This is a genomic window from Streptomyces sp. NPDC054786 (genome assembly GCF_053611685.1).
Map to the genome: position 1 here is coordinate 482,719 of NZ_JBSHAW010000001.1, position 23,923 is coordinate 506,641.

Annotated in this window: 18 protein-coding genes and 1 pseudogene; 16 read left to right on the plus strand and 3 right to left on the minus strand. The window is 72.2% G+C overall.

Going from position 1 to position 23,923, the window contains the following annotated elements:
• Positions 1-238: 238 nt before the first annotated feature.
• From ssd to ACWGI6_RS02195, 7 genes and pseudogenes are all read left to right on the plus strand, one after another.
• Positions 239-1,507 carry a septum site-determining protein Ssd gene (ssd, locus tag ACWGI6_RS02165; protein WP_453265714.1) on the plus strand — a complete coding sequence of 423 codons (1,269 nt, stop codon included), beginning with the start codon at positions 239-241 and terminating at the stop codon, positions 1,505-1,507.
• Positions 1,504-2,670: a TadA family conjugal transfer-associated ATPase gene (locus tag ACWGI6_RS02170; protein WP_393904021.1), complete on the plus strand. Its 1,167-nt coding sequence runs from the start codon at positions 1,504-1,506 to the stop codon at positions 2,668-2,670. Before ssd ends, ACWGI6_RS02170 begins: the two co-directional genes overlap by 4 nt.
• The gene (locus tag ACWGI6_RS02175; RefSeq protein WP_453265715.1) at positions 2,667-3,587 is read left to right on the plus strand and encodes a type II secretion system F family protein; all 921 of its coding nucleotides are present in this window, start codon (positions 2,667-2,669) and stop codon (positions 3,585-3,587) included. The genes ACWGI6_RS02170 and ACWGI6_RS02175 overlap by 4 nt, the downstream gene beginning before the upstream one ends.
• A 13-nt stretch (positions 3,588-3,600) precedes the next feature.
• Entirely contained in the window at positions 3,601-4,443 is an 843-nt protein-coding gene (locus ACWGI6_RS02180; protein ID WP_453265716.1) for a type II secretion system F family protein, read from the plus strand.
• A 185-nt stretch (positions 4,444-4,628) separates the two neighbouring features.
• Positions 4,629-4,835: a DUF4244 domain-containing protein gene (locus ACWGI6_RS02185; protein WP_393904018.1), complete on the plus strand. Its 207-nt coding sequence runs from the start codon at positions 4,629-4,631 to the stop codon at positions 4,833-4,835.
• On the plus strand, positions 4,822-5,244 hold the full coding sequence (locus ACWGI6_RS02190) for a TadE family type IV pilus minor pilin (protein ID WP_453265717.1): 423 nt from the start codon (positions 4,822-4,824) through the stop codon (positions 5,242-5,244). The genes ACWGI6_RS02185 and ACWGI6_RS02190 overlap by 14 nt, the downstream gene beginning before the upstream one ends.
• Positions 5,219-5,491: pseudogene (locus ACWGI6_RS02195) on the plus strand (Rv3654c family TadE-like protein); the annotation flags it as partial. The gene ACWGI6_RS02190 and the pseudogene ACWGI6_RS02195, both read left to right, overlap by 26 nt.
• Positions 5,492-5,614: 123 nt before the next feature.
• Here the strand turns inward: ACWGI6_RS02195 and ACWGI6_RS02200 are convergent.
• Positions 5,615-7,978, minus strand: a complete 2,364-nt coding sequence (locus tag ACWGI6_RS02200; RefSeq protein ID WP_453265718.1) for a DEAD/DEAH box helicase — start codon at positions 7,976-7,978, stop codon at positions 5,615-5,617.
• A 162-nt stretch (positions 7,979-8,140) separates the two neighbouring features.
• Here ACWGI6_RS02200 and bldG point away from each other — a divergent pair, with 162 nt between their 5' ends.
• From bldG to ACWGI6_RS02235, 7 genes are all read left to right on the plus strand, one after another.
• Positions 8,141-8,482 (plus strand): anti-sigma factor antagonist BldG, encoded by a 342-nt coding sequence (gene bldG / locus ACWGI6_RS02205; RefSeq protein ID WP_004571875.1) that lies wholly within the window; start codon positions 8,141-8,143, stop codon positions 8,480-8,482.
• Positions 8,483-8,593: 111 nt separating this feature from the next.
• A complete protein-coding gene (locus tag ACWGI6_RS02210; RefSeq protein WP_393904015.1) occupies positions 8,594-9,037 on the plus strand; it encodes an ATP-binding protein in 444 nt (147 codons plus the stop codon).
• Positions 9,038-9,989: 952 nt separating this feature from the next.
• Entirely contained in the window at positions 9,990-12,395 is a 2,406-nt protein-coding gene (locus ACWGI6_RS02215; RefSeq protein ID WP_453265719.1) for a sodium-translocating pyrophosphatase, read from the plus strand.
• 217 nt (positions 12,396-12,612) lie between these two features.
• Entirely contained in the window at positions 12,613-13,197 is a 585-nt protein-coding gene (locus tag ACWGI6_RS02220; protein WP_453265720.1) for a small secreted protein, read from the plus strand.
• 131 nt (positions 13,198-13,328) lie between these two features.
• A complete protein-coding gene (locus ACWGI6_RS02225) occupies positions 13,329-14,876 on the plus strand; it encodes a DUF7059 domain-containing protein (protein WP_453265721.1) in 1,548 nt (515 codons plus the stop codon).
• Between the two features lie 120 nt (positions 14,877-14,996).
• Positions 14,997-15,194: a hypothetical protein gene (locus ACWGI6_RS02230; RefSeq protein ID WP_030088845.1), complete on the plus strand. Its 198-nt coding sequence runs from the start codon at positions 14,997-14,999 to the stop codon at positions 15,192-15,194.
• Positions 15,195-15,526: 332 nt separating this feature from the next.
• Positions 15,527-15,931 (plus strand): hypothetical protein, encoded by a 405-nt coding sequence (locus tag ACWGI6_RS02235; protein ID WP_453265722.1) that lies wholly within the window; start codon positions 15,527-15,529, stop codon positions 15,929-15,931.
• 61 nt (positions 15,932-15,992) lie between these two features.
• Here the strand turns inward: ACWGI6_RS02235 and ACWGI6_RS02240 are convergent, their stop codons facing one another.
• Both ACWGI6_RS02240 and ACWGI6_RS02245 read right to left on the minus strand, forming a co-directional pair.
• On the minus strand, positions 15,993-16,439 hold the full coding sequence (locus ACWGI6_RS02240; protein ID WP_453265723.1) for a DUF2752 domain-containing protein: 447 nt from the start codon (positions 16,437-16,439) through the stop codon (positions 15,993-15,995).
• A complete protein-coding gene (locus tag ACWGI6_RS02245) occupies positions 16,436-17,101 on the minus strand; it encodes a hypothetical protein (RefSeq protein ID WP_453265724.1) in 666 nt (221 codons plus the stop codon). The genes ACWGI6_RS02240 and ACWGI6_RS02245 overlap by 4 nt, the downstream gene beginning before the upstream one ends.
• A 507-nt stretch (positions 17,102-17,608) precedes the next feature.
• Between ACWGI6_RS02245 and topA the strand changes: the two genes are divergently transcribed.
• The gene (gene topA / locus ACWGI6_RS02250) at positions 17,609-20,449 is read left to right on the plus strand and encodes a type I DNA topoisomerase (protein WP_453265725.1); all 2,841 of its coding nucleotides are present in this window, start codon (positions 17,609-17,611) and stop codon (positions 20,447-20,449) included.
• 132 nt (positions 20,450-20,581) lie between these two features.
• Complete coding sequence (tmk, locus tag ACWGI6_RS02255; RefSeq protein WP_453265726.1) at positions 20,582-23,875, plus strand: dTMP kinase; 3,294 nt, start codon at positions 20,582-20,584, stop codon at positions 23,873-23,875.
• Positions 23,876-23,923 lie beyond the last annotated feature (48 nt).

Here is a 23,923-nt window from a genome sequence, read left to right on the forward strand (position 1 = left end):
CTCCGCAGCCTCGACGCGGACATCCCATTACGCACCGTAGTCGGCGCGCTGCTCTGAGGAAGAGTCCCGTGAGTCCCAGAAGTGGCCGTTCGTCGCTGGAATAGGTGACAGGGATATTCACAGCCCCGGAGTTGTCCACAATTTCGGGTCAAGATCCACAAGATTTTCCCGATCGCTGCAACGTGAAAGGCCGCGAGTTCGCGGATGTGCGAGTTGCGTAGCGACAGGGGGACAGAACGTGGCCGAAACCACGCCATCGAAAGTGAGCGTCCGGACCGACGAAGAGCGGGGCGGACCGCTGATCATCACCGAGGACGAACGGCTCCTCGACGATCTTCTGCGGCTGTGCGCGGCGGCCGGTGCGCTGCCCGAAGTGGCACAGAGCCTGCCGGCCCGTAAGGGCGACTGGGAAGCACCGCCCCTGGTGATCGTCGGCGATGACTGCGCTCCCCGGCTGCTCGGTGCCCCGCGGCGCGCGGGACTCATCCTCACGGGCGGGGACGCGGACTCCCCGGACCTCTGGCGCCAGGCCGTCGCCCTAGGGGCCGAGCGCGTCCTCGCCCTCCCCGACGGCGAGCGCTGGCTGGCCGACCGGATCGCCGACGCCGTCGAGGGTGTCGTGCCCCCGGCTCTGACGGTCGGAGTCATCGGCGGCTGCGGGGGCGCCGGAGCCAGCACCCTGGCCGGCGCGCTGGCCGTCACCGCGGCCCGCACGGGACGGCGCACCCTGCTCGTCGACGGAGATCCGCTGGGTGGCGGGCTGGACGTCCTGCTGGGCGGGGAGAAGGAAAAGGGCCTGCGCTGGCCCGCCTTCGCCGAATCGCGCGGCCGGGTGGCCTGCTGCGCGCTGGCGGAGTCGCTGCCGCGGCTGCACTCGCTGCGGGTCCTCAGCTGGGACCGGGGGGCCGATGTCACCATCCCGCCCCCGGCGATGCGCGCGGTCATGGCCGCGGCGCGGCGGCGCGGCGGCGTCGTGGTGGTGGACCTGCCGCGCAGGGTCGACGAGGCGGTGGCGGAGGCTCTCGCGCAGGTGGACATGGGCCTGCTGCTCGTCCCTACTGAGTTGCGCGCGGTCGCGGCGGCCCAACGGGCGGCCTCCGGGGTGCAGAAGGCGCTCGGCGATCTGCGGGTGGTGGCGCGCGGGGCTCCCGGACGCCATGGGCACGGACTGCCGCCGGACGAGATCGCCCGTCTCATGGAGCTGCCGCTGGCCGGGGAAGTGCCCTGGGAGGCGGGCCTGTTGGCGGATCTGTCGCGCGGCGTGCCACCAGGGGCGCAGGTGCGCGGGCCGCTGGCACGGTTCTGTGCGGGGTTCTGGGGCCGGGTGACGGAGAGCGGGAACGAGGGCGGCGGGCCGGGGTCCGGCGCGCGGCCGGGGACCTGGCCGGACAGAGGTCCGGCACCGGAGTCGGGCGGCGGGCCGGGACCGGGGGCCCGTGCGGTGTCGTGGCCGGCGGCCGGTCCGATGGCTTCTGGTGCAGCCGTCCGGGACGGAGGCCGGTCATGAGCCAGGGCCAGGACTTGCTGGAGGTGGTGCGCAGGCGGCTCGCCGAGGCAGGGGCGGAGCCCACGCCCGCTCGGGTCGCGGTGGCGCTGCGCGAGCAGGGGCGGCTCCTGGGGGATGCCGAAGTGCTGGGTGTGGTCGCCGCGTTGCGGTCCGAGATGGTGGGCAGCGGGCCGCTGGAACCCCTGCTGGCCGCGCCCGATGTCACGGATGTCCTGGTCACCGCGCCGGACGAGGTATGGGTGGACCGCGGCGGCGGGCTGGAACGCACCGGCGTTCGCTTCCGGGACGCGGCAGAGGTGCGCAGACTCGCCCAGCGACTGGCGGCGGTGGCCGGTCGGCGGCTGGACGATGCCCGGCCATGGGTGGACGCCCGGCTCCCGGACGGGACCCGGCTGCATGCGGTGCTGCCCCCGGTGGCGGTCGCCGGGACCTGTCTGTCGTTACGGGTGCTGCGACCGCGGGCCTTCGGCCTCGCGGAACTGGTGGCGGCCGGCACGGTCCCGCCGGGCGGCGACCGGCTGCTCGGGGCGGTGCTGGCGGCCCGGCTGTCGTTCCTCATCAGCGGCGGTACGGGCTCCGGGAAGACCACTCTGCTCAGCACGCTGCTCGGACTGGTCGGCCCGGCCGAGCGGATCGTCCTGGCCGAGGACTCGGCGGAGCTGCGGCCGGACCACCCCCATGTGGTGCGGCTGGAGGCCCGGCCCGCCAACCAGGAGGGGGTCGGCCGGGTGACGCTACGGGACCTCGTACGGCAGGCGCTGCGGATGCGCCCGGACCGGCTGGTGGTCGGGGAGGTACGCGGCGCCGAGGTCACGGACCTGCTGGCGGCGCTCAATACGGGCCACGAAGGAGGCTGCGGCACGGTCCATGCCAACGCGGCATGTGATGTCCCCGCGCGTCTGGAAGCCCTCGGTTCGACGGCGGGCCTGGATCGCGCCGCGCTGCACAGCCAGCTGGCGGCCGCGCTCTCGGTCGTCCTGCATCTTGTGCGCGACCGGACCGGACGCCGCCGGATCGCCGAGCTCCATGTCCTGGAGCGGGACCGCGACGGTTTCGTGGTGACCGTGCCGGCTGCTCTCTGGAGCCCGGACGGCTTTCAAGAGGCGCGGGGCTGGGGGCGCTTGACGCGGCTGTGTGAGCGAGGCGGGGAGGGGCTCCGATGAGTGCGGCCGGCATGGCGCTGGTGGTCGCGGTGCTCTGCGCGGTGGCCGCGGGCCGGTCGGCCGGCGGTCACCGGGACGACGTCCGACGGCGTGCCCGGGTGCTGTTCGAGGGCGTCGGAGAAGTGGCACCGGCAGTGGGGTGGGGGGCCTGGTTGCGGGGCGAGGGGGTCCGGAGGTGGTGCACGGGGCGAGTGGTCGAGGGCGAAGCGGGGCGGCGCTGGAGCTTCGGGCGCCGGGGGGACTTCGGGCGGGAGATCTGGTGTCTGCCGGTGGGGCTGGTCCCGGCGGTGCTGGGCGGGTCCGTGCTCCCGGTACTCGCTTCCGTAGCGGCCCTCTTCCTGGTCCGCCGGTGGCTGATCGCCCGCGGAGCGGTGCGTGCGCGGGACCGGCGGGCGGCCGCGGTGATCGGGCTGTGCGCGGCGGTGGCGGGGGAGCTGCGGGCCGGACGGCAGCCCGCCCAGGCCCTGCTCGCTGCGGGAGCTCCAGGGCTCGGGACGGCCGGCTCGGCTGTGGTGGCGGCGGCGCGTTACGGAGGGGACGTGGCCCAGGCGCTGCGGGCCGCGGCGCGGCTGCCGGGGGCCGCGGGGCTGACCGGTATGGCCGCGTGTTGGCAGGTGGCGGTGGAGGGCGGCGCGGGACTGGCCTCGGGGCTGGAGCGGATCGCGGCCGGACTCAGGGCCCAAAGGGACCAACGCGACGAACTGCGGGCCCAGTTGGCGGGCCCACGGGCCACCGCGCTGATGCTCGCCCTGCTCCCGGCGGGCGGGCTCCTGATGGGCAGCGCACTGGGCGCCGACCCGCTGCGGGTGCTGCTGCACACCCCGGCCGGGTGGGGCTGCCTGGCGGCCGGTGGGCTCCTGGAGTGGTGCGGGGTGGCCTGGACGGCCCGGATCGTCGCTGCCGCGGAAGACGTGTAGGGAGGGGATCGGTGTGAGCGCGGAAGTTGTCCACAGGGTGGGGATGGCGGTTGCCGCGATGACGGCGGTGCTGTGCGCGGTGGCGCTGGTGCGGGAAGCGCGTCACGGACGGGCCGTGCGGCGGCGGGTGTCGGGAGTGTGGGGCTCCGGGCCCGACCGATACGGCGGGGCCGGGGCCCGGCCCAGGACGTTCGCCCGGCTCCGGCGGCGCAGGCGAACGGCGATGACGAAGGACGGTGCACCACGGAACGGCCGGCTGAGGGAGTGGGCCGGGCCGCTGGGGGCGGCCGGATTCATGGTCCTCCTCATCGGTGGCGTGGCAGGTGTCCTGACGGGACTCGCCGTGGGATACGGGGCGTATCGCCGGCTGGCGCACCAACGAGGCGCGGAGGCCGCCCGGTCGGCGGAGGCGGAGGTACGGGCGGAACTGGCGCCGGCCGGCGATCTGCTGGCGGCCTGCCTCGCGGCGGGGGCCGGGCCGCGGGAATCGGCGGAGGCCGTGGGCCGGTCGCTCGACGGGCCCGTCGCCGAGCGGCTGCGCCAGGTGGCGGCGGAACTGCGCCTGGGTGGTGAACCCGGTGTCGTATGGCCCCGGCTGGCCGCCCTCCCGGGCGCCGAAGGGCTGGCGCGCTGTATGGAGCGCGCCGGGATATCCGGGGTGCCGGCCGTCGAGTCGGCGTCCAGGGTCGCCGCCGAACTCCGTGCGGAGCAGGCCCGAGCGGCGACCGCGCGGGCCCGGCGGGCCGGGGTGCTGGTCACTCTGCCGCTGTCGGCGTGCTTTCTGCCGGCGTTTCTGGCGCTCGGAGTGGCGCCGGTACTGATCGGCCTGGCCGGCGGCTTGCTGGGCCGTAACTGATCCCTGGAAGAAGCGAGTTCGAGCGCCGGTGAGAGAGCGGGAGGAAGCCGGCGGGCGAAGACGGGGGCCGAGTCCTGCGACCGGTGGAGGAAGGCCGGCTCACCGGAAGAGTCACCGGTGGCCGAGCCCGGCCCACCGGCCATGTCAGAGGCCCTTCATGAGAGGCCATGCAAAGGGGGATGGAAATGTTTCGGGGTGGAGTGGTTCGACGGTGGTGGGCGAAGCTGCGTGCGCTCGGGGCCGACGACCGGGGGATGACCACGGCGGAGTACGCCGTGGGGACGCTCGCGGCGTGCGCCTTGGCAGCGGTGCTCTACAAGGTCGTGACGAGCGGACCGGTCAAGGCGCTGCTCCAGTCGGTGCTCGAGCGGGCGATCAATGTCCAGTTCTGACGGCGGGGCCCCGTGTCTCCGCGCCCCGGGCCCCGGGCCGGCGCGGGCCCGGGGCGCCCCGCGCGGCGCTCGTGACGGCGGATTTGTGACGGCGGAGACCGCCGTGGTCATGCCCGTGCTGGTGGCGGTGGTGGCCGCGCTCATCTGGGGGCTGATGGCGGTCTGCGCCCGTATCGAGTGTGTGGATGCCGCGCGGGCCGGGGCGCGTGCCGCGGCCCGGTCTGAGGCGCGGGCGGCGGTGATCTCCGCGGCGCGGGGCGCGGCTCCGAGGGGCGCACGGGTCGCGCTGGCGCGGGAGGGCGACCTGGTGCGCGTGCGGGTCGAGGCCGAACTGCCCGGCGTGGGGCAACTGACGGTGCAGGTCGGAGGGGAGGCGGTGGCTCTTGCGGAAGAGACGGTGCGCCGATGAGGGCTCGGCGACGGTCTGGACGGTCTTCGCGGCGGCGGCGCTGTGTGCGGTCTTCGTGGCCCTGATCGGTGTGGGCCAGGCGATTACGGCGCGGCACCGGGCGGGTGGCGCCGCGGACCTGGCGGCGCTGGCCGCCGCCGATCACGCCCGGCAGGGCCCGGCCGACGCCTGTGCGGCGGCCCGACGGGTAGCGGCCGCACAGCACACCCGCCTGGTGCGCTGTGCGGTGACCGGGCCGGTCGCCGATGTCTCCGCCGAGGCGGGCCGCAGCCCGTTCACCTCCCGGGTACGGGCCCGAGCCGGGCCGGCGGGGCGCAGCGACCAGACGCGCCCCCGGGCCGGGCCGGCCACGGCTGCCGTGGCCCGCTCGCTAGGTCCCCTGCGGCACTCCGCGCAACAGCTCGCCCAGCAACCGGATGGCTCCGCGCTTGTGGAGCGGGTCGTTGCCGTTGCCGCACTTGGGGGACTGGATGCACGACGGGCAGCCGGCCTCGCATTCGCAGGAGGCGATGGCATCGCGGGTGGCGGTGAGCCAGCCGGCGGCCGTGTGGAAGGCACGCTCGGCGAATCCGGCGCCGCCCGGATGGCCGTCGTAGACGAAGACGGTCGGAAGCAGGGTGTCCGGGTGGAGGGGCACGGAGACGCCGCCGATGTCCCAGCGGTCGCAGGTGGCGAACAGCGGCAGCATGCCGATGGAGGCGTGTTCCGCGGCGTGCAGCGCCCCGCCCAACTGCTCGGGATTGACGCGGGCGGCGTCGAGCTGGTCCTCGGTGACCGTCCACCACACCGCGCGCGTGCGCAGCGTACGGGGCGGCAGATCGAGCTTGGTCTCGCCCAGGACCTCGCCGGTGATCAGTTTGCGGCGCAGGAAGGAGACGACCTGATTGGTGACCTCGACCGACCCGAAGCACAGCCGGCCGTCCCCCCACGGGATCTCGGTGTCGGTCTCGAGGACGGCGATGGAGGTGGTGTCGCGGGCGGTCGTGGAGTAGGGCGGGTGGGCCTCCTCGACGAGCGCCACATTGTCGGCCAGGTCGAGTTGCCGGACGACATAGGTACGGCCCTGGTGAAGGTGGACCGCGCCGTCGTGGACGGTGGTGTGCGCCGCGGCGGCGTCCACGGTGCCCAGCAGCCGTCCGGTACCGGCCTCCACGATCTGCACCGGCGAGCCGCCCTGGCCGCGGATGTCGGTGAGGTCGGCGGCCCGCTCGCGGCGCGTCCAGTGCCACGCCCTGGCACGCCGCCGCAGCAGATTCGCGGCCTCCAGCTGCGGCATCAGACCGCCGGCCGCGGGTCCAAAGAGCGCGAAGTCGGATTCGGTGAGCGGGAGTTCGGAGGCGGCCGCGCACAGATGCGGGGCGAGCACGTAGGGGTTGTCGGGGTCGAGGACGGTGGATTCGACGGGCTGGTCGAAGAGCGCCTCGGGGTGGTGGACGAGATAGGTGTCCAGCGGGTCGTCTCGGGCCACGAGCACGGCGAGGGCACCCTGCCCGGAGCGGCCCGCCCGGCCGGCCTGCTGCCACAGGGACGCCCGGGTCCCCGGATAGCCGGCGATGACCACGGCATCCAGACCGGAGACGTCCACGCCCAGTTCGAGCGCGGTGGTGGCGGCCAGACCGAGGAGATCGCCACTGTGCAGAGCGCGTTCCAGGGCGCGGCGCTCCTCGGGCAGATATCCGCCCCGGTACGCGGCGACCCTCCCGGACAGCGAGCGGTCCACCTCCGCGAGCCGCTCCTGCGCGATCAGGGCGATCAGCTCGGCGCCGCGCCGGGAGCGGACGAAGGCGACGGTGCGTACGCCCTGGACGGCGAGGTCGGTGAGCAGGTCCGCGGTCTCGGCGGTGGCGGTCCGGCGGACCGGGGCGCCCTGCTCGCCGTGGAGTTCGGTGAGCGGCGGCTCCCACAGCGCGAAGACCAACTCGCCGCGCGGCGAGGTGTCCTCGGTGATTTCCACCACGGGCAGACCGGTGAGCCGGGTCGCGGCCTGCGCGGGCTTCGCGGCCGTGGCGGAGGCGAGCAGAAAGACCGGCTCGGAGCCGTACCGGGCGCAGAGGCGGCGCAGCCGGCGGATGACCTGCGCGACATGGGAGCCGAAGACACCGCGGTAGCTGTGGCATTCATCGATGACGACATAGCGCAGCGCGCGCAGGAAGGAGGACCAGCGGGGGTGCGCCGGCAGGATGCCGCGGTGCAGCATGTCGGGGTTGGTCAGGACGTAGTTGCCGTACTGGCGGACCCATTCGCGCTCCTCGACGGGGGTGTCGCCGTCGTAGACCGCGGGCCGGACGGCCGTGCCCAGCGGGGTGGCCAGCTCGCGTACGGCACGCCGCTGATCGGCTGCCAGCGCCTTCGTGGGGGCCAGATACAGGGCCGTGGCGCCCCTTCCGTTCGGAGCCTCGGAGCCGTCCAGGAGCGTGGAGAGGACCGGCGCGAGATATGCCAGGGACTTCCCCGAGGCGGTGCCGGTGGCGACGACGACCGACTCGCCGCGCAGCGCGTGTTCGGATGTCCGTGCCTGGTGGGCCCAGGGACGATCGATTCCGGCCGAACGGATGGCACCGATCACTTCCGGCCGGATCTGTTCCGGCCAGTCGGCATGGCTGCCGATGCGCGGGGGCAAGTGCTCCGTATGAGTGATGCGCGCAGCGCGGGTCGCGCCCCGGGCGAGACGTTCGAGAATCATGCCTGGGGAAGGGCTTGCGCCCGCATCCGGCGGGACTGGATTGGAGGCCATCGGCACCGAGTGTGTCACCGGAGTGACGGACAATGCTCAAAGGGCGTCGTGCACGCCTGCCGGTAAGTGATTGAATGCCATCGCGGCTGCCAGATCCGCCCCTACCTTCGGTGGGGAGGCCCCAGGGGGGCGACCGCTCGATAGCAAGGTGCTGGAGGATCCGTGGACCTGTCCCTGTCGACCCGGACCGTTGGCGACCGTACGGTCGTCGAGGTCGGTGGCGAGATTGATGTATACACCGCGCCCAAGCTGCGGGAGCAGCTGGTCGAGCTTGTGAACGACGGAAGCTACCACCTCGTGGTGGACATGGAACGTGTCGACTTCCTGGACTCCACTGGGCTCGGCGTGCTGGTCGGCGGACTCAAGCGGGTGCGTGCCCATGAGGGCTCGCTGCGCCTGGTCTGCAACCAGGAGCGCATTCTCAAGATCTTCCGAATCACCGGACTGACCAAGGTGTTCCCGATTCACACCTCGGTCGACGAGGCCGTCGCAGCTACTGACTGACGGCTTTGCCGGTCCCCCGCGCCCTCAGGCGCGGGGGGAGGAAGCAGTGGGGGGTTCCGGACACGGTGTCCGGCCCCCTGCGTCGCACGCCCGCAAAACGAGGGGGATGGCATGGCCACCGTCGAACTTCGCTTCAGCGCCCTTCCCGAGCACGTCCGCACCGCACGTCTGGTCGCGGCTGCCGTGGCGCGGCGCGCCGGGGTGGACGAGGCCGTGCTGGACGAGGTGCGGCTCGCCGTCGGTGAGGCGTGCAGCCGGGCCGTGGGGCTGCACGAGAGCCATGACATCGACACGCCCGTGCGCGTGCTGCTGATCGAGGACGAGAAGAAGTTCTCGATCGAGGTGGGCGACGGGGTGTCCGACGACTCCGGTACGGCCGGGGCGCGGGGCGGCGACGAAACCGAGGGCGCCGCGGAGAGCGACGCCGAGGGCGAGGACGAAATGGGCCTCGCGGTGATCAGCGGGCTGGTCGACGATGTCGAGGTGACCGCCGGCAAGGACGGCGGGCTGATCCGCATGACCTGGCCCACCGCGGCGGCCGCGGTCCTGCCGTAGCGCCCGCGCGGAGCGCCGTGGGGATGCCTCCAGGAGCCGGGCTTCGCCCGTAGGCGGCGCGGCACACTTCGTGACGCCTTGCGCCGCCCTCGCACCCCTGTCGGCCGCACCCTGGCCACTCCCACGCCCCGGTCGCTCGTGCGCTGACCGGGCTCCGTTCCCCCTCGGTCGGCATAGCGCTCGTTCGTATGCGCCCGCCCTTTCTTGATCTTGCTCGTCGGCCTTCTCGTGCTGGGCGACGGGGCCCGGTCGGCGCGAGGGTGAGCTGAGCGGGGCCGTCCATGGGGCGGCCGGTGCGTTCGACGGCGGTGCGGAGTCCGACGGTGTGCCGGGCGACGCCCCTGGCCGATCAGCGATGCCATGGGGGCGGCGGGCCGGGTACGGGCCGTGGCCGGGCTCGCCTCCGCCCGCCGTGCCCCGAATGGGCCCGCCTCCGGTGCCCGGCGGCGGCCGTTGCCGGCCCCGGCACCAGAGCGCCCGTGGGCCCGGCGCCGGGGACCCGCGGCCGCGCGCGCCGACCCCGCGCCCCGTCCTCATGCGTTGCGATCCGGACTCGATCTGACGGGACCTCACCGGGTGCCGGGGCGCGGCCCGCGCGCCGTGGGTCACCCGTTCGGCCGTAGCCGGGCGGATCAATTCTCTCCGGCGTCACGCGGGTCTCCGTCGTCTCAGGTTCCGAGGCGGCGTCCTTGAGCAGCGACGATCAGCTTGTGGTCCATTGGCGATCAGTACGACAGAGAGATCATCAGGCGGTGGTCAGCGAATTCGTCGCTTTCCTTCGTCCGGGCGAATTCCGCGCGGCGTCGGCCTATTGATCTTCGCTGCTACCGGCGAATTCCCTTTGACGCGTACTGTTTTGATCAACCGTGGCTCCCTACAATCCGTCCACATCTTGCTCAGGACGCCTGAGCGTGCTTCCGCGCGCCCATGTGCCAAACGTCAAGGAGGACGAATGGCGGGGCCTTACACCCCTCAGTTGCTTGACACCCCCACTTTTCTGGCCGGGCCCTCACTCACGGCGGGCAACCGCGCCATCGTGATGGTGATCGCCGTGGTCGCCCTGGCGGCGCTGGCCGTCGCGGCGGTGCTGGTCCGCCAAGTGCTCGCGGCCGGTGAGGGAACCGACAGTATGAAGAAGATCGCGGCGGCCGTGCAGGAAGGCGCAAATGCCTACCTGGCACGGCAGTTGCGGACTCTCGGCGTATTCGCCGTCGTGGTGTTCTTCCTGCTCATGCTGCTGCCCGCGGACAATTGGACGCAGCGCGCCGGACGCAGCGCCTTCTTCTTGATCGGCGCCGGATTCTCGGCGGCCACCGGCTATATCGGGATGTGGCTCGCCGTACGCAGCAATGTGCGCGTTGCGGCGGCCGCACGGGAAGCCACTCCGGCCGAGGGCGATACCAAGGAACGGGATCTTACGGCCGTCTCCCACAAGGCGATGAAGATCGCATTCCGTACCGGTGGCGTCGTCGGCATGTTCACCGTGGGGCTGGGCCTGCTCGGCGCGTCCTGTGTGGTGCTCGTGTACGCGGTCGACGCGCCCAAGGTGCTGGAGGGCTTCGGTCTCGGCGCCGCGCTGATCGCGATGTTCATGAGGGTCGGCGGCGGCATCTTCACCAAGGCCGCGGACGTCGGCGCCGACCTCGTCGGCAAGGTCGAGCAGGGCATCCCCGAGGACGACCCGCGCAACGCCGCGACCATCGCGGACAACGTCGGTGACAACGTCGGTGACTGCGCCGGTATGGCGGCCGACCTCTTCGAGTCGTACGCGGTGACCCTGGTCGCCGCGCTCATCCTGGGCATGGCCGCCTTCGGTGACGCCGGGCTCGCCTTCCCGCTGCTGGTCCCGGCCATCGGTGTGCTCACCGCGATGATCGGCATCTTCGTCGTCGCGCCCCGGCGCAGCGACCGCAGCGGCATGACGGCGATCAACCGTGGTTTCTTCATCTCCGCGGGCATCTCGCTGGTGCTGGTGACCGTTGCGGTGTTCCTCTACCTGCCGTCCAGCTACCAGGACCTGACCGGTGTCATCGACACCGAGATCCTCGGCCGCAGCGGTGACCCACGGATGCTGGCGCTGGTGGCGGTCGCCATCGGCATCGTGCTGGCCGCGCTGATCCAGCAGTTGACCGGCTACTTCACCGAGACCACCCGGCGGCCCGTCAGGGACATCGGGAAGACCTCGCTGACCGGCCCGGCCACGGTCGTGCTCGCCGGTATCTCGATCGGCCTGGAGTCGGCGGTCTACTCGGCGGTGCTGATCGGCCTGGCCGTCTACGGGGCGTACCTGCTGGGCGGCGCCTCCATCATGCTGGCGCTGTTCGCGGTGGCGCTGGCCGGCACCGGTCTGCTGACCACCGTCGGCGTGATCGTGGCGATGGACACCTTCGGCCCGGTCTCCGACAACGCGCAGGGCATCGCCGAGATGTCCGGAGATGTCACCGGTGACGGTGCGCAGGTGCTGACCGACCTGGACGCGGTCGGCAACACCACCAAGGCCATCACCAAGGGCATCGCCATCGCCACCGCCGTACTGGCCGCGGCCGCGCTCTTCGGCTCGTACCGGGACGCGATCGCGACCGCCGTACAGGGCATCGGCAGCGCCGCGAGCGGGATGGGGCTCAGTCTGGACATCTCGCAGCCGAACAACCTGGTCGGGCTGATCCTCGGCGCCTCGGTCGTCTTCCTGTTCTCCGGGCTGGCGATCAACGCGGTGTCGCGGTCGGCGGGAGCGGTGGTCTTCGAGGTGCGCCGGCAGTTCCGCGAGCACCCGGGGATCATGGACTACACCGAGCAGCCCGAGTACGGGCGGGTCGTCGACATCTGCACCAAGGATGCGCTGCGCGAGCTGACCACCCCCGGGCTGCTGGCGGTGCTCACCCCGATCGCGGTCGGCTTCTCGCTCGGCGTCGGCGCGCTCGGCTCGTTCCTGGCGGGCGCGATCGGCACCGGCACGCTGATGGCGGTCTTCCTCGCCAACTCCGGTGGCGCGTGGGACAACGCCAAGAAGCTGGTCGAGGACGGCCATCACGGCGGCAAGGGCAGTGAGGCGCATGCCGCGACGGTCATCGGCGACACCGTGGGTGACCCGTTCAAGGACACCGCGGGCCCGGCGATCAACCCGCTGCTGAAGGTCATGAACCTGGTGGCGCTGCTGATCGCACCCGCTGTGGTGAAGTTCTCATACGGCCAGGACAAGAGCATCGGCGTACGGATCGTCGTCTCCGTACTGGCGATCGCCGTCATCGTCGGTGCTGTGTACGTCTCCAAGCGGCGCGGAATCGCCGTAGGTGACGAAGACAACTCCGAAGATCCCGAAAGCATCGCCAAGTCGGCCGAGACGGCAGTGGCGTCCTAGCCCGAAAGGATCCCCGGAAGGCTCCCTGACCGCTCAACTGGGCGGGTGGACGGCGTATTTTGCGGACGCCGGCCACCCGCCTTCCGTGTGCTCGGGTGGCCCTGCGGTCCTTGGTGCAAATGGCTGCAATGAGGGCGGGACGGGATGCCCGACCCGTGGCCCAGGCCCTTTGGACGTGTATGTTCCGGGGCCGAGAGCCATGGAAGGGACCAATCCGGTGAACAAGAAGCTTGTGGCTGCACTGTCCGGCGGTGCGGCACTGGTGCTCGCGCTGACCGGCTGCAGCGACGACAGCAACAAGAAGCTCAATGACTGGGCGAAGAGTTTCTGCGACCCTGCGCAGGCCCACTTCAAGCAGATCCAGGACGCCAACGGCGCCATGCAGACGGCCGACAACGGCAGTACGGACTCCAAGAAGGTCCAACAGACGGACTCGGCGGCCTTCCAGAAGATTTCCGGCGCCTATTCCTCGCTGGCCAAGTCCCTGGAGAAGGCCGGGGCGCCGCCCACCGACCAGGGCAAGCAGGCCCAGCAGAACGCCGTCAAGGAGCTCAACTCGCTCTCCAAGGGCTACGCGGACCTCCAGAAGCAGGTCAACAACCTCGACACCTCGGACAAACTCAAGTTCGCGGACGGTCTGCGCAATCTCTCCAACGGGATCAACAAGCTCAACAAGCAGAGCGAGGCGGCCTTCAAGAACCTGGAGTCCGGCGATGTCGGCAAGGCAATGGCCGCCCAGAAGGGCTGCCAGAACCCGGCCGCGTCCGGCTCCCCGGCCCCGACGCAGTCCAAGAAGTCGTAGCGAAAGGAACGCCGCCACGCGCGGGGAAGCCCGCGGCGCACGCGCACAGCAACGGCTCCGTACGGCCCGGCGACGCGCCCGAGAAGGGTGTGGCGCCGGGCCGTCGCCGATTGTCAGTGGCAGGGCCGACAATGGTGGGCGTGAGTACGCACCTCCCCACCGCAGATGTCCAGGACCCCGAGAGCAACGCCCGCACCGCCCGGCTGCGCGAGGCGCTGCTGGCCGCCGCCTTCACCGCCGACGGGCTGCTGGATCTGCTCGGCGCGCCGGCCTATGCCGCGCTGGCGCGCAGCGAGACCGTCCCCGCCCTGCGGGCGACGCGCGGCGACAGCCCGTTGGAGACCCTGGTGCGGCTGTTCCTGCTGCAGCGCCCGGTGGAGCCGCGGCGGGCGCAGGCCGCGCTGCCGGTGGCGGACTGCCTCGCCGACGGCTGGCTGGTGCGGGACGGCGACGAGCTGCGCGCCAGTGTCGATGTGCGCCCGTACGGCGGCCCCGAGGGGCAGGACTGGTGGATCGTCTCCGACCTGGGCTGTGCGGTCGGTGGCGCCGGCGGCATCCGGGGCGTCGGGGAAGCGGACCGCTCACAGCTGGTGCTCGGCGTCGGCGGTGCCTCCACGACCCTCGCGGGAATCACGGTGCGCAGGCCGGTCGCCAAGGCGCTCGATCTCGGTACGGGCTCCGGCATCCAGGCGCTGCACGCCGCTCAGCACGCCACCCGCGTCACGGGCACCGACCTCAACCCGCGGGCGCTGCGGATCGCCGCGCTGACCCTGGCGCTCTCCGGGGCGGGGCCGGCGGACCTGCGGGAGGGCTCGCTGTTCGCGCCGGTGGGGGACGAGACGTACGACCTGATCGTGTCCAACCCGCCGTTCGTGATCTCGCCGGGCGCCCGGCTCACGTACCGCGACGGCGGCATGGGCGGCGACGACCTGTGCCGGACGCTCGTCCAGCAGTCCGCCGCGCATCTCAACGACGGCGGGTACTGCCAGTTGCTGGCCAATTGGCAGCATGTGGCGGGCGAGGAGTGGCACGACCGGCTGCGTTCCTGGGTGCCGCGTGGCTGCGACGCCTGGATCGTGCAGCGCGAGGTGCAGGACATCACCCAGTACGCCGAGCTGTGGCTGCGTGACGCTGGCGACCACCGCGCCGGTGACGAGGCGTATGCCGCGCGGTACGACGCCTGGCTCGACGAGTTCGAGGCACGCAAGACCAAGGCCATCGGCTTCGGCTGGCTCACGCTGCGCAAGTCCGGGTCGGACTCCCCGTCCGTCACGGTCGAGGAGTGGCCGCATCCGGTGGAACAGCCGCTGGGGGAGTCCGTCGTACGGCACTTCGCCCGCCAGGACTATCTGAGCGCCACGGACGATGCGGCGCTGCTGGCCGGCCATTTCCGGCTCGCCGACGAGGTGGTGCAGGAACAGGTCGGGCTGCCCGGGGCCGAGGACCCCGAGCATGTGGTGCTGCGTCAGAACCGCGGCATGCGACGGGCGACGAAGGTGGACACGGTCGGCGCGGGCTTCGCCGGGGTGTGTGACGGCTCGCTGCCGGCCGGGCGGATCCTGGACGCCATCGCCCAACTCGTCGGCGAGGATCCGGTGCTGCTGCGGGACCGTACGCCGGCCTCGATCCGGATGCTGGTCGAGCAGGGGTTCCTGGAGCCGGTGCCCGCGGGCGGCTGACGGGAAGAGACGGGGGAAGGGGGACGGGGCAGGGCCGGGAGAAGAGGGAAGGCAGGGGCGAGCGGGAGTCGTTCATCCGGCGTTCGCCGGGATGCCGTCCTGGAGTGCCACGCTGCCCGCATGGAGAGTGGACCCGAGGCATTCGCCGGTGCGGCGTTCGCGCTGTTCGGCGCAGGACTGCTGGTGTGGACGGGCGTGTGCGTACGGACCGGTGCGCCGGTCGCCGAGGGTGTCAGCCGTCCGGTCGCCACCGTGACGGCGCTGCTGTCCGGGGTGGTGTTCCTGGCCACGGGCGGCTGGCTGCTGGCAGCGTTGTAGCCGGGAGCCGGGAGCCGGGAGCCGGTAGCCGGTAGCCGGGGGTCGTCGTCCCGCAAGCTGTCGCGCCGGGAGTCGTCGTCCTACCGGCCGTCGTCCCACGAGTCGTCCCACGAGCCGCCGTGTCACGAGCCACCGTGCCGTCGGCGCTCCGGCTCCAGGTGGGGCGACGGCCCAACTGCCGCCGAGAGGCGCTACGTTCACTTTCGGACAGTTCTGTGACAGATGGCCGATGTGCGGTGGTACACGGGAACTTTCCCGGGCCGACGGACATGTTCCTCAGTGAAGGTCACCAACGACCGGCAGGCTCACCGACCCTTGAGTGAGGAACCCATATGAACCGCGCATTCCGCTACGTCACCGTCGGCGCCATCGCCGTCTCCCTGCTCGCCGGCGGCTCGGCGGCGGCCTTCGCCGCGCCGCAGGACCTCCACTCGCCCGCGCCGGTCGTGGCCACCGCCCCGGCCACCGCGGCACTGACGGCCAAGGCCAGCGCGACCACGGTCAACGCCTGGCAGCAGTTCCGGATCTCCGGCACCGCCAAGGGCATCAAGGCCGGCACCAAGGTCACCGTCCAGCAGAAGCAGGGCACGAAGTGGGTCTCGCTGCCGGCCCAGACGCCGGTCAACTCCGGCGGGACGTACTCGGTGCGGGTCAAGCTCGGCCTCAAGGGCGTCAATCAGCTCCGTATGGGAGCCGGCAGCACCGTCTCGCCGGTGGTCACGGTCACCGTTCGCTGACGCCCGACGGTCCGGGCCGTGCCCGGACCGCCCGCGTCCTCCACGTGCCGGGACAGCAGACCTAGGCCTGGCCGACAAGATTGCGGGCGATCATCCACACCGCGGCAATGCCGAGCACCACGGCGTTGCCGCGGGCCGAGAGCGGTGGCCGGTACACGCGCCCCCGGAGTCCTGCGACCAGCCAGCGCCCGGCGGCGTATGCCACGGCCGGTCCGGCCAGCGTGAGCAGCACGGCGTTGTCGTGGAAGGCCGTCACGACATCGCCGTGCATCAGGTCGTATGCCATCCGCGTCCCGCCGCACAGCGGGCACAGCAGACCGGTGGCCCATTTGAACGGGCAGGGGATCAGCAACTGCCCCGGCTGGTGCGGGTTGGTGTGCCAGAGATAGGCCGCGGCCGCCACCCCGGCGCCGAGGGCGATCGACGCCCGGCGGACGGTACGCGTCCGGATCGACGCCCCGGTGGGTCCCGCAGGCTCGGCGGGACCCCAAGACTCGCCGGGGCTCACACGCTCAGCGACCTGGCGTAGTTGACCTGGTTGAGCACGAACATCACCTGCTCGCGTGACTGCACCGGGATCATCGTGGAGTGGTGCCGGCCTCCGCTGTTCACCGTGACCTGTACGAACCCGGTGGTCACCCGCTCCCTCATCAGCAGGAAGAGCAGACCGAGCAGACAGAAGAGGAAGAAGACGATGGCGAGCACGACCGCGTGCGCCGGCATTTTCTCCTCGGTCCGCGACATATCGGTCGCCGTCCACACCGCGCCCTTGAGCGGCATCGGCCCGGCCGGCGTCATGATCGTGTCGCCGGTCACCGCTATATCGCCGAGGGACAGCGCCATCCCGCCGGGCTGGGCTCCGCCCTGGAACCCCGGCCCGCCCTGGAACCCCGGCCCGCTCTGGAATCCACCGGGCGCCGGCTGCGGCGGAGCACCCGGCGGGAAACCGGGCGCGGGCGGCGGCTGGGGGACATCGTTCGGGTAGCCGTATCCGGGCTGCGGCGGCGGGCCGGCCTGCGGATAGCCGTATCCGGGTTCCCCGGGGCGGCCGCCCTGCGGGTACCCGTATCCGGTATCGGCGGGCTGCCCTCCGTCCGGCTTGGCATACGGGTTCTGGCCGGGCCCGCCGGGCGGCTGATCCGGAGGCGGTCCGGGGTACTGGTTCGCCATGGGTGAGGTCCCCCCGAGAGTGCGTGATGACGGCAGTACTCGACTCGAACGGCGAGCCGTGCCGTGTCCATCCTGCCAGCCCGCTCACGTGCTGTATCAAGGCAATGACGGGATCCGGCACCGCCTTGTGGCAGTCGTCCGGTCCGCGGACGGTGTGGCGTGCGACCGCGGGCGGGCGGCGCATCGCCGGGGATCCGTCACTGTGTGACATCACCGACGGCGCCGCAGCCACGGCGCACGGGGAACGTCCGAGGTGGGCGCCGGGGAGCTGTGCGGCGCCGCCATGATCCACAAGGCGCGTCCCGGGCCCGTGGCGAGCGCCTGATGCGGTCCGGGCGGCATGAAGGCATGTAGTCGGGTTACCGTTCGAGTGGCGTTGCGGGGTTTTTCCGTTTGACACGGGGCCGGGAGGTACCGTCACACTCCGCAGCGTCAAGCGTCACCGCAGTGCACCCCCAGCGTCCGGCCGGGGGGCATTTCCAGCGTCGACCGGAGAGAAGAGCGAAGTTGTCCCCGACCAGCGAGACCACAGACGGCGGCGGCCGCCGACTTGTCATCGTCGAGTCGCCTGCCAAGGCGAAGACGATCAAGGGCTACCTCGGCCCTGGCTACGTGGTCGAGGCGAGCGTCGGACACATCCGCGACCTGCCCAACGGCGCCGCAGAGGTCCCGGCGAAGTACAAGGGCGAGCCCTGGGCCCGCCTCGGCGTGAATGTCGACGCCAACTTCGAGCCGATCTACGTCGTCAACAGTGACAAGAAGGACCAGGTCAAGAAGCTCAAGGAGCTGCTGGCCGAGTCCGACGAGCTCTACCTCGCCACAGATGAGGACCGCGAGGGCGAGGCCATCGCCTGGCACCTCCAGGAGATCCTCAAGCCCAAGGTCCCCGTCCACCGGATGGTCTTCCACGAGATCACCAAGGACGCGATCCGCGAGGCCGTCGCCAATCCGCGCGACCTGAACCAGAAGCTCGTCGACGCCCAGGAGACCCGCCGTATCCTCGACCGCCTCTATGGCTACGAGGTCTCGCCGGTCCTGTGGAAGAAGGTCATGCCCCGGCTGTCGGCCGGCCGGGTGCAGTCCGTCGCGACCCGTCTCGTCGTCGAGCGGGAGCGCGAGCGCATCGCCTTCCGCTCCGCCGAGTACTGGGACCTGACCGGCACCTTCGCCACCGGCCGGGCCGGCGACGCCAGCGACCCCTCGGTGCTGACCGCCCGCCTGAACAGCGTCGACGGCCGCCGTATCGCCCAGGGCCGTGACTTCGGTCCCAACGGGCAGCTCAAGAACGACGTCCTCCATCTGGACGAGGCGAACGCCCGCGCGCTCGCCGTCGCCCTGGAGAACACCGATTTCGCGGTGCGCTCGGTCGAGTCCAAGCCCTACCGCCGCTCGCCGTACGCCCCGTTCCGTACGACCACCCTCCAGCAGGAGGCCAGCCGCAAGCTCGGCTTCGGCGCCAAGTCCACGATGCAGGTGGCACAGAAGCTGTACGAGAACGGCTTCATCACCTATATGCGTACGGACTCCACCACGCTCTCGGACACCGCGGTCGCGGCGGCCCGGGCGCAGGTGACGCAGCTGTACGGCGCCGACTACCTCCCGGACAAGCCGCGCACCTACGCCGGCAAGGTCAAGAACGCCCAGGAGGCGCACGAGGCGATCCGCCCCTCCGGCGACCGCTTCCGCACCCCGGCCGAGACCGGTCTGACCGGCGACCAGTTCAGGCTCTACGAGCTGATCTGGAAGCGGACCGTCGCCTCCCAGATGAAGGACGCGACCGGTAACTCCGTCACCGTCAAGATCGGTGGCCGGGCCGCCGACGGCCGGGACGCCGAGTTCAGCGCCTCCGGCAAGACCATCACCTTCCACGGCTTCCTCAAGGCCTATGTGGAGGGCGCCGACGACCCCAACGCCGAGCTCGACGACCGCGAGCGCCGGCTGCCGCAGGTCGCCGAGGGCGACGCGCTGGCCGCGCAGGAGATCACCGCCGACGGGCACGCCACCAAGCCGCCCGCCCGCTACACCGAGGCCACGCTGGTCAAGGAGCTGGAAGAGCGCGAGATCGGCCGGCCGTCGACGTATGCGTCGATCATCGGCACGATCCTCGACCGCGGCTATGTCTTCAAGAAGGGCACCGCGCTCGTCCCGTCCTTCCTCTCCTTCGCGGTGGTCAACCTCCTGGAGAAGCACTTCGGCCGGCTGGTCGACTACGACTTCACCGCCAGGATGGAGGACGACCTCGACCGCATCGCGCGCGGCGAGGCGCAGTCCGTGCCGTGGCTGCGGCGCTTCTACTTCGGCGAGGGCGATGCCGAGGGAGCCGCCTCGGACGCCGGCAACGGCGACGGCGACCACCTCGGCGGCCTGAAGGAGCTGGTCGAGGACCTGGGCGCGATCGACGCCCGGGAGATCTCGTCCTTCCCCGTCAGCGACGACATCAAGCTGCGGGTCGGCCGCTACGGCCCGTACGTCGAGCGCGGGGAGAAGGACGCCGAGGGCCATCAGCGCGCCGATGTCCCCGACGACCTGGCGCCCGACGAGCTGACCGTGCAGTACGCGGAGGAGCTGCTCGCCAAGCCGAGTGGCGACTTCGAGCTGGGCATGGACCCGCAGTCCGGTCACCAGATCGTCGCCAAGGACGGCCGCTACGGCCCGTACGTCACCGAGATCCTGCCCGAGGGCACCCCGAAGACCGGCAAGAACGCGGTCAAGCCGCGCACCGCCTCGCTCTTCAAGTCGATGTCCCTGGACACGGTGACGCTGGCGGACGCGCTCAAGCTGATGTCGCTGCCGCGTGTCGTCGGCAAGGACCCCGAGGGCGTGGAGATCACCGCGCAGAACGGCCGCTACGGCCCGTACCTCAAGAAGGGCACCGACTCGCGCTCCCTGGAGAACGAGGAGCAGCTCTTCACGATCACCCAGGACGAGGCCCTGGCGATCTACGCACAGCCCAAGCAGCGCGGGCGGGCCGCCGCCAAGCCGCCGCTGAAGGAGCTGGGCACGGACCCGGTGAGCGGCAAGCCGGTGGTGGTCAAGGACGGCCGGTTCGGTGCGTACGTCACCGACGGCGAGACCAATGCGACGCTGCGGCGGGACGACGACGTCGAGACGGTCACCGCCGAGCGGGGCTACGAGCTGCTGGCGGAGAAGCGCGCCAAGGGCCCGGCGAAGAAGACCGCGAAGAAGACGACCGCCAAGAAGGCGCCGGCCAAGAAGACGGCCGCAAAGAAGACGGCCGCCAAGAAGACCGCGGCGAAGAAGACCACCACGGCGAAGAAGACGACCGCCAAGAAGACCACCGCCAAGACGGCGGCGGCGAAGAAGACGGCGGCGTCGACGGAGGACTGAGGCCTGCGCGGTTACCGGCGGTGCCGGTAAAAGCGCAGGACATGGGCGGGCATACCGGATGCATTCCGGTGTGCCCGCCCATTTGTTCGGGTGGGCGCTCGACGGCGGGCGCCCTCCCGATAGGCTGGCGGGATGACGCGTGCCGAGCAGCCAACGGTCGTGACCCCCACTTCAGGCGCGCTAGCGGCGGATTCCCGCGAGCGCGCCGTGCGAGCCCTGCTCCGCTTCCCCCCATTGAAGCGACTGTGGAGCGCCCAATTTGTCGGGGGTATCGGCGATGCCCTGTCCATGCTTGTCCTCGTACTGCTCGCCCTGCAGGCGGCGTTGTACGTACCGCTGGGCGGCGAGCCCGTCTTCGGCGGCGGTTATCGGGGCGCAGCCCTCGCGGTCACCGTGGTCTTCGCGGCCCGGATGCTGGCGATGCTGCTCTTCGGGGCCGTCCTGCTGGGCCCGCTGTCGGCGCTGACCGCGCCCACCGGGCCGCTGGACCGGCGCTGGACGATGATCGGCGCGGATGTGCTGCGGCTCGCGCTGCTGGTCATCGCCCCCCTCTGGATCAACTGGACGCCGGACGACGCACTGGCCTGGCTGCTGGTCACGGTCTTCGTCACCGGTGTCGCCGAACGCTTCTGGACCGTCTCGCGGGAGAGCGCCGCACCCGGGCTGCTGCCCACACCGCCCCCTGAGGGCGCCGCCGTACGGCCCCTCCCGGACAACATGGACGCCCTGCGCCGCCTCTCGCTGCGCACCGGCTTCGTGTCGCTGCCGATCGCGGCCGCCGCCCTGGTGGTCGTCACGCTCCTCAGCAAGCTGCTGGGCACCGGCATCGACTGGTTCCACCTGCACCAGGCCGCGCTCGGCTCGTATGTCGCCGCCGGTCTGTTCGCCGCCTCCGTATCGATCCTCTACTTCATCGAGCTCCCCGGAGTGCCGACGCCGCGACCGCGCTCCCCCCTGGAGGGGCTGCGCCGCCCGAAGGCCGCGGGAGCGAAGACCGGACAGCCGGGACCGGGCGAGAAGCCGGAGAGCGGCACGGCCCGGACGGCCGTCGACAAGGGCCGTACGGGCGCGCTCCCGCTGCTGGTGGCGTCCTGCGCCGCGGTGGCCGGGGCGATCGCCGCGGCCGTCTCGCTCGCCGTCCTGCACGGCTACGACCTGGCCGGCGGCCCGGCCACCTTCGCGCTGCTGGTGCTCGCGCTGACCGGCGGTACGGCCGTCGGCATCCGTGGTGCCCACCGGGTGCTGCCCGCCCTTCCCCGGCGCCGGCTGCTCGCCCTTGCGGTGGCCGCCACCGGCCTCGGGCTGCTGGCCATGGGGCTGATCCCGGATCCGACGTCGGTGCTGGTGCTCGCGCTGCTGTCCGGTGTCAGCGCCGGTATCGCCGCCAATACGGGGCATGTGCTGCTGGAGCAGGAGTCCGAGGAGCCCCGCACCGCCCGCACGACCGAGCATCTGCACGCCGTCGTGCGGCTCACGGTCGCGCTCGCCGCCGTCCTCGCGCCGCTGCTCGCGGCCCTCATCGGCCCGCACCAACTCGGCAGCGGCACCTTCAACTTCGCCTACGGCGGCGCCGCCTACACCCTGATGCTGGTCGGTGCGCTGCTGCTGCCGGTCGCCGCCCTGGTGCTCGGCAAGGTCGACGACCGGCAGGGCGTACCCCTGCGGCGCGATCTGCGCGAGGCGCTGCGTGGCGGCGACCCGGCGCAGGCGCCCGCCGCCACCGGCTTCTTCATCGCCCTGGAAGGCGGCGACGGCGCCGGCAAGTCCACCCAGGTCGAGGCGCTCGCGGAGTGGATCAGGAGCAAGGGCCACGAGGTCGTGGTGACCCGCGAGCCGGGCGCCACCGCCATCGGCAAGCGACTGCGCTCGATCATCCTCGACGTCTCGACGTCCGGGCTCTCGGACCGTGCGGAGGCGCTGATGTTCGCCGCCGACCGGGCCGAGCATGTCGACAGCGTCATCCGTCCCGCCCTGGAGCGCGGCGCGGTCGTCCTCACCGACCGGTACATCGACTCCTCGGTCGCCTACCAGGGCGCCGGGCGCCATCTCGCACCGACGGAGATCGCCCGGATCTCGCGCTGGGCCACCGACGGCCTCGTCCCCCATCTGACGGTGCTGCTCGACATCTCCCCGGAGACCGCACGGGAGCGCTTCACCGAGGCACCGGACCGGCTGGAGTCCGAGCCCGCCGAGTTCCACCAGCGGGTACGGGCCGGCTTCCTGACTCTGGCCGCCGCCGATCCCGCGCGCTATCTGGTCGTCGACGCCGGGCAGGAGCCCGCGGCCGTCACCACCGTCGTACGGCACCGTCTCGACCAGGTGCTCCCGCTGTCCGAGTCCGAGATCACGGCGCAGGCGGAGGCCCGTAAGGCGGCCGAGGAAGAGGCCCGCCGCAAGGCCGAGGAGGAGGCCGCGCGCAAGGCGGAGGAGGCGCGCCTGGAGCGCGAGCGCCAGGCGCAGCTCGCCAAGCTGCGCGCCGAGGAAGAGGAGCGCAAGCGCCGCGAGGCCGAGGAGATCAGGGCACGCGAGGCCGCCCACCAGGCGGAGGAGGCCCGTAAGCGCGCCGAGGAGGCCCGGCAGGCCGCGGAGGCGGAGCGGCAGCGCCGCGAGGCCGAGGAGCGGGCCCGGCAGGCCGAACAGGAGCGGCTGCGCAAGCAGCACGAGGAGGAGGCGCGGCTGCGCCAGGAGGCGGAGGAGCGCCGCCTGGAGAAGCAGCGCAAGGCCGAAACGGCCCTGCTGCGCGCCGAAGAGGCCCGGGTCGCGGCAGCCGAGGCGGCGTCCGCGGCGGAGGCCAGGGCGGCGGCCGAGGAGACGGAGGCGGCCGAAGCGCCCACCGCGGAGACGCCGGTCGCGGATCTGCGGAAGCGACTGGGGCAGGGCACCTCCGACGACGCCGCCCCGTCCGGTTCCGGCTCGGACAGCGAGCGGACGGCGGAGTCGCTGCCGCAGCCCGGGGCGGTGGACGAGACGGCGGTGCTGCCTCCGGTGCGGGACGCGCAGGACGCCTGGAGCGGCCGTGGCGCCGGTCCGGACGTGGAGGAGACCGCCGTGCTGCCGCCCGTACGGGGCGAAGGTGCGGCCCGCGGCGACGACGGACGGGGCGACGCCCCCGCCGACCGGGTGCCGCCGTGGATGTTCCGCAAGGAGACGCCCGAGGCCGGGAACGGCGCGGCGTCGGGGCAGCAGTCCGGCCCCGCCGAGTCGCGCGTCGAGCGCACCCGCGAACTCCCGCAGATCGACCCGGCGACGGGCCACCCCGTGGAGAACCCGTCACGCGGCCGCCGCCGCCCCGAATGGGCGGAGGAGACCCCGCTGGACGATCTGCCGACGCTCGCCGACGAGCTGCTCGGCCCGCGCGCCGACGAGGAAGCGGACGACGGTGGGGGCGAGGACGGCCGTCGCGGCGGCCGGGGGCGGCGCGACTAGCCCATCGGGAAGCCCCGGGACGACCGGCCGTGGCCGCAGCGCAACTGC

Excerpts from the sequence above, each read along its gene's own strand:
- ACWGI6_RS02170 (WP_393904021.1), top strand. The coding sequence starts at position 1,504 with ATGAGCCAGGGCCAGGACTTGCTGGAGGTGGTGCGCAGGCGGCTCGCC.
- ACWGI6_RS02175 (WP_453265715.1), top strand. The coding sequence starts at position 2,667 with ATGAGTGCGGCCGGCATGGCGCTGGTGGTCGCGGTGCTCTGCGCGGTG.
- ACWGI6_RS02185 (WP_393904018.1), top strand. The coding sequence starts at position 4,629 with ATGTTTCGGGGTGGAGTGGTTCGACGGTGGTGGGCGAAGCTGCGTGCG.
- ACWGI6_RS02190 (WP_453265717.1), top strand. The coding sequence starts at position 4,822 with ATGTCCAGTTCTGACGGCGGGGCCCCGTGTCTCCGCGCCCCGGGCCCC.
- ACWGI6_RS02200 (WP_453265718.1), bottom strand. The coding sequence starts at position 7,978 with ATGGCCTCCAATCCAGTCCCGCCGGATGCGGGCGCAAGCCCTTCCCCA.
- ACWGI6_RS02210 (WP_393904015.1), top strand. The coding sequence starts at position 8,594 with ATGGCCACCGTCGAACTTCGCTTCAGCGCCCTTCCCGAGCACGTCCGC.
- ACWGI6_RS02215 (WP_453265719.1), top strand. The coding sequence starts at position 9,990 with ATGGCGGGGCCTTACACCCCTCAGTTGCTTGACACCCCCACTTTTCTG.
- ACWGI6_RS02225 (WP_453265721.1), top strand. The coding sequence starts at position 13,329 with ATGGTGGGCGTGAGTACGCACCTCCCCACCGCAGATGTCCAGGACCCC.
- ACWGI6_RS02230 (WP_030088845.1), top strand. The coding sequence starts at position 14,997 with ATGGAGAGTGGACCCGAGGCATTCGCCGGTGCGGCGTTCGCGCTGTTC.
- ACWGI6_RS02235 (WP_453265722.1), top strand. The coding sequence starts at position 15,527 with ATGAACCGCGCATTCCGCTACGTCACCGTCGGCGCCATCGCCGTCTCC.
- ACWGI6_RS02245 (WP_453265724.1), bottom strand. The coding sequence starts at position 17,101 with ATGGCGAACCAGTACCCCGGACCGCCTCCGGATCAGCCGCCCGGCGGG.
- tmk (WP_453265726.1), top strand. The coding sequence starts at position 20,582 with ATGACGCGTGCCGAGCAGCCAACGGTCGTGACCCCCACTTCAGGCGCG.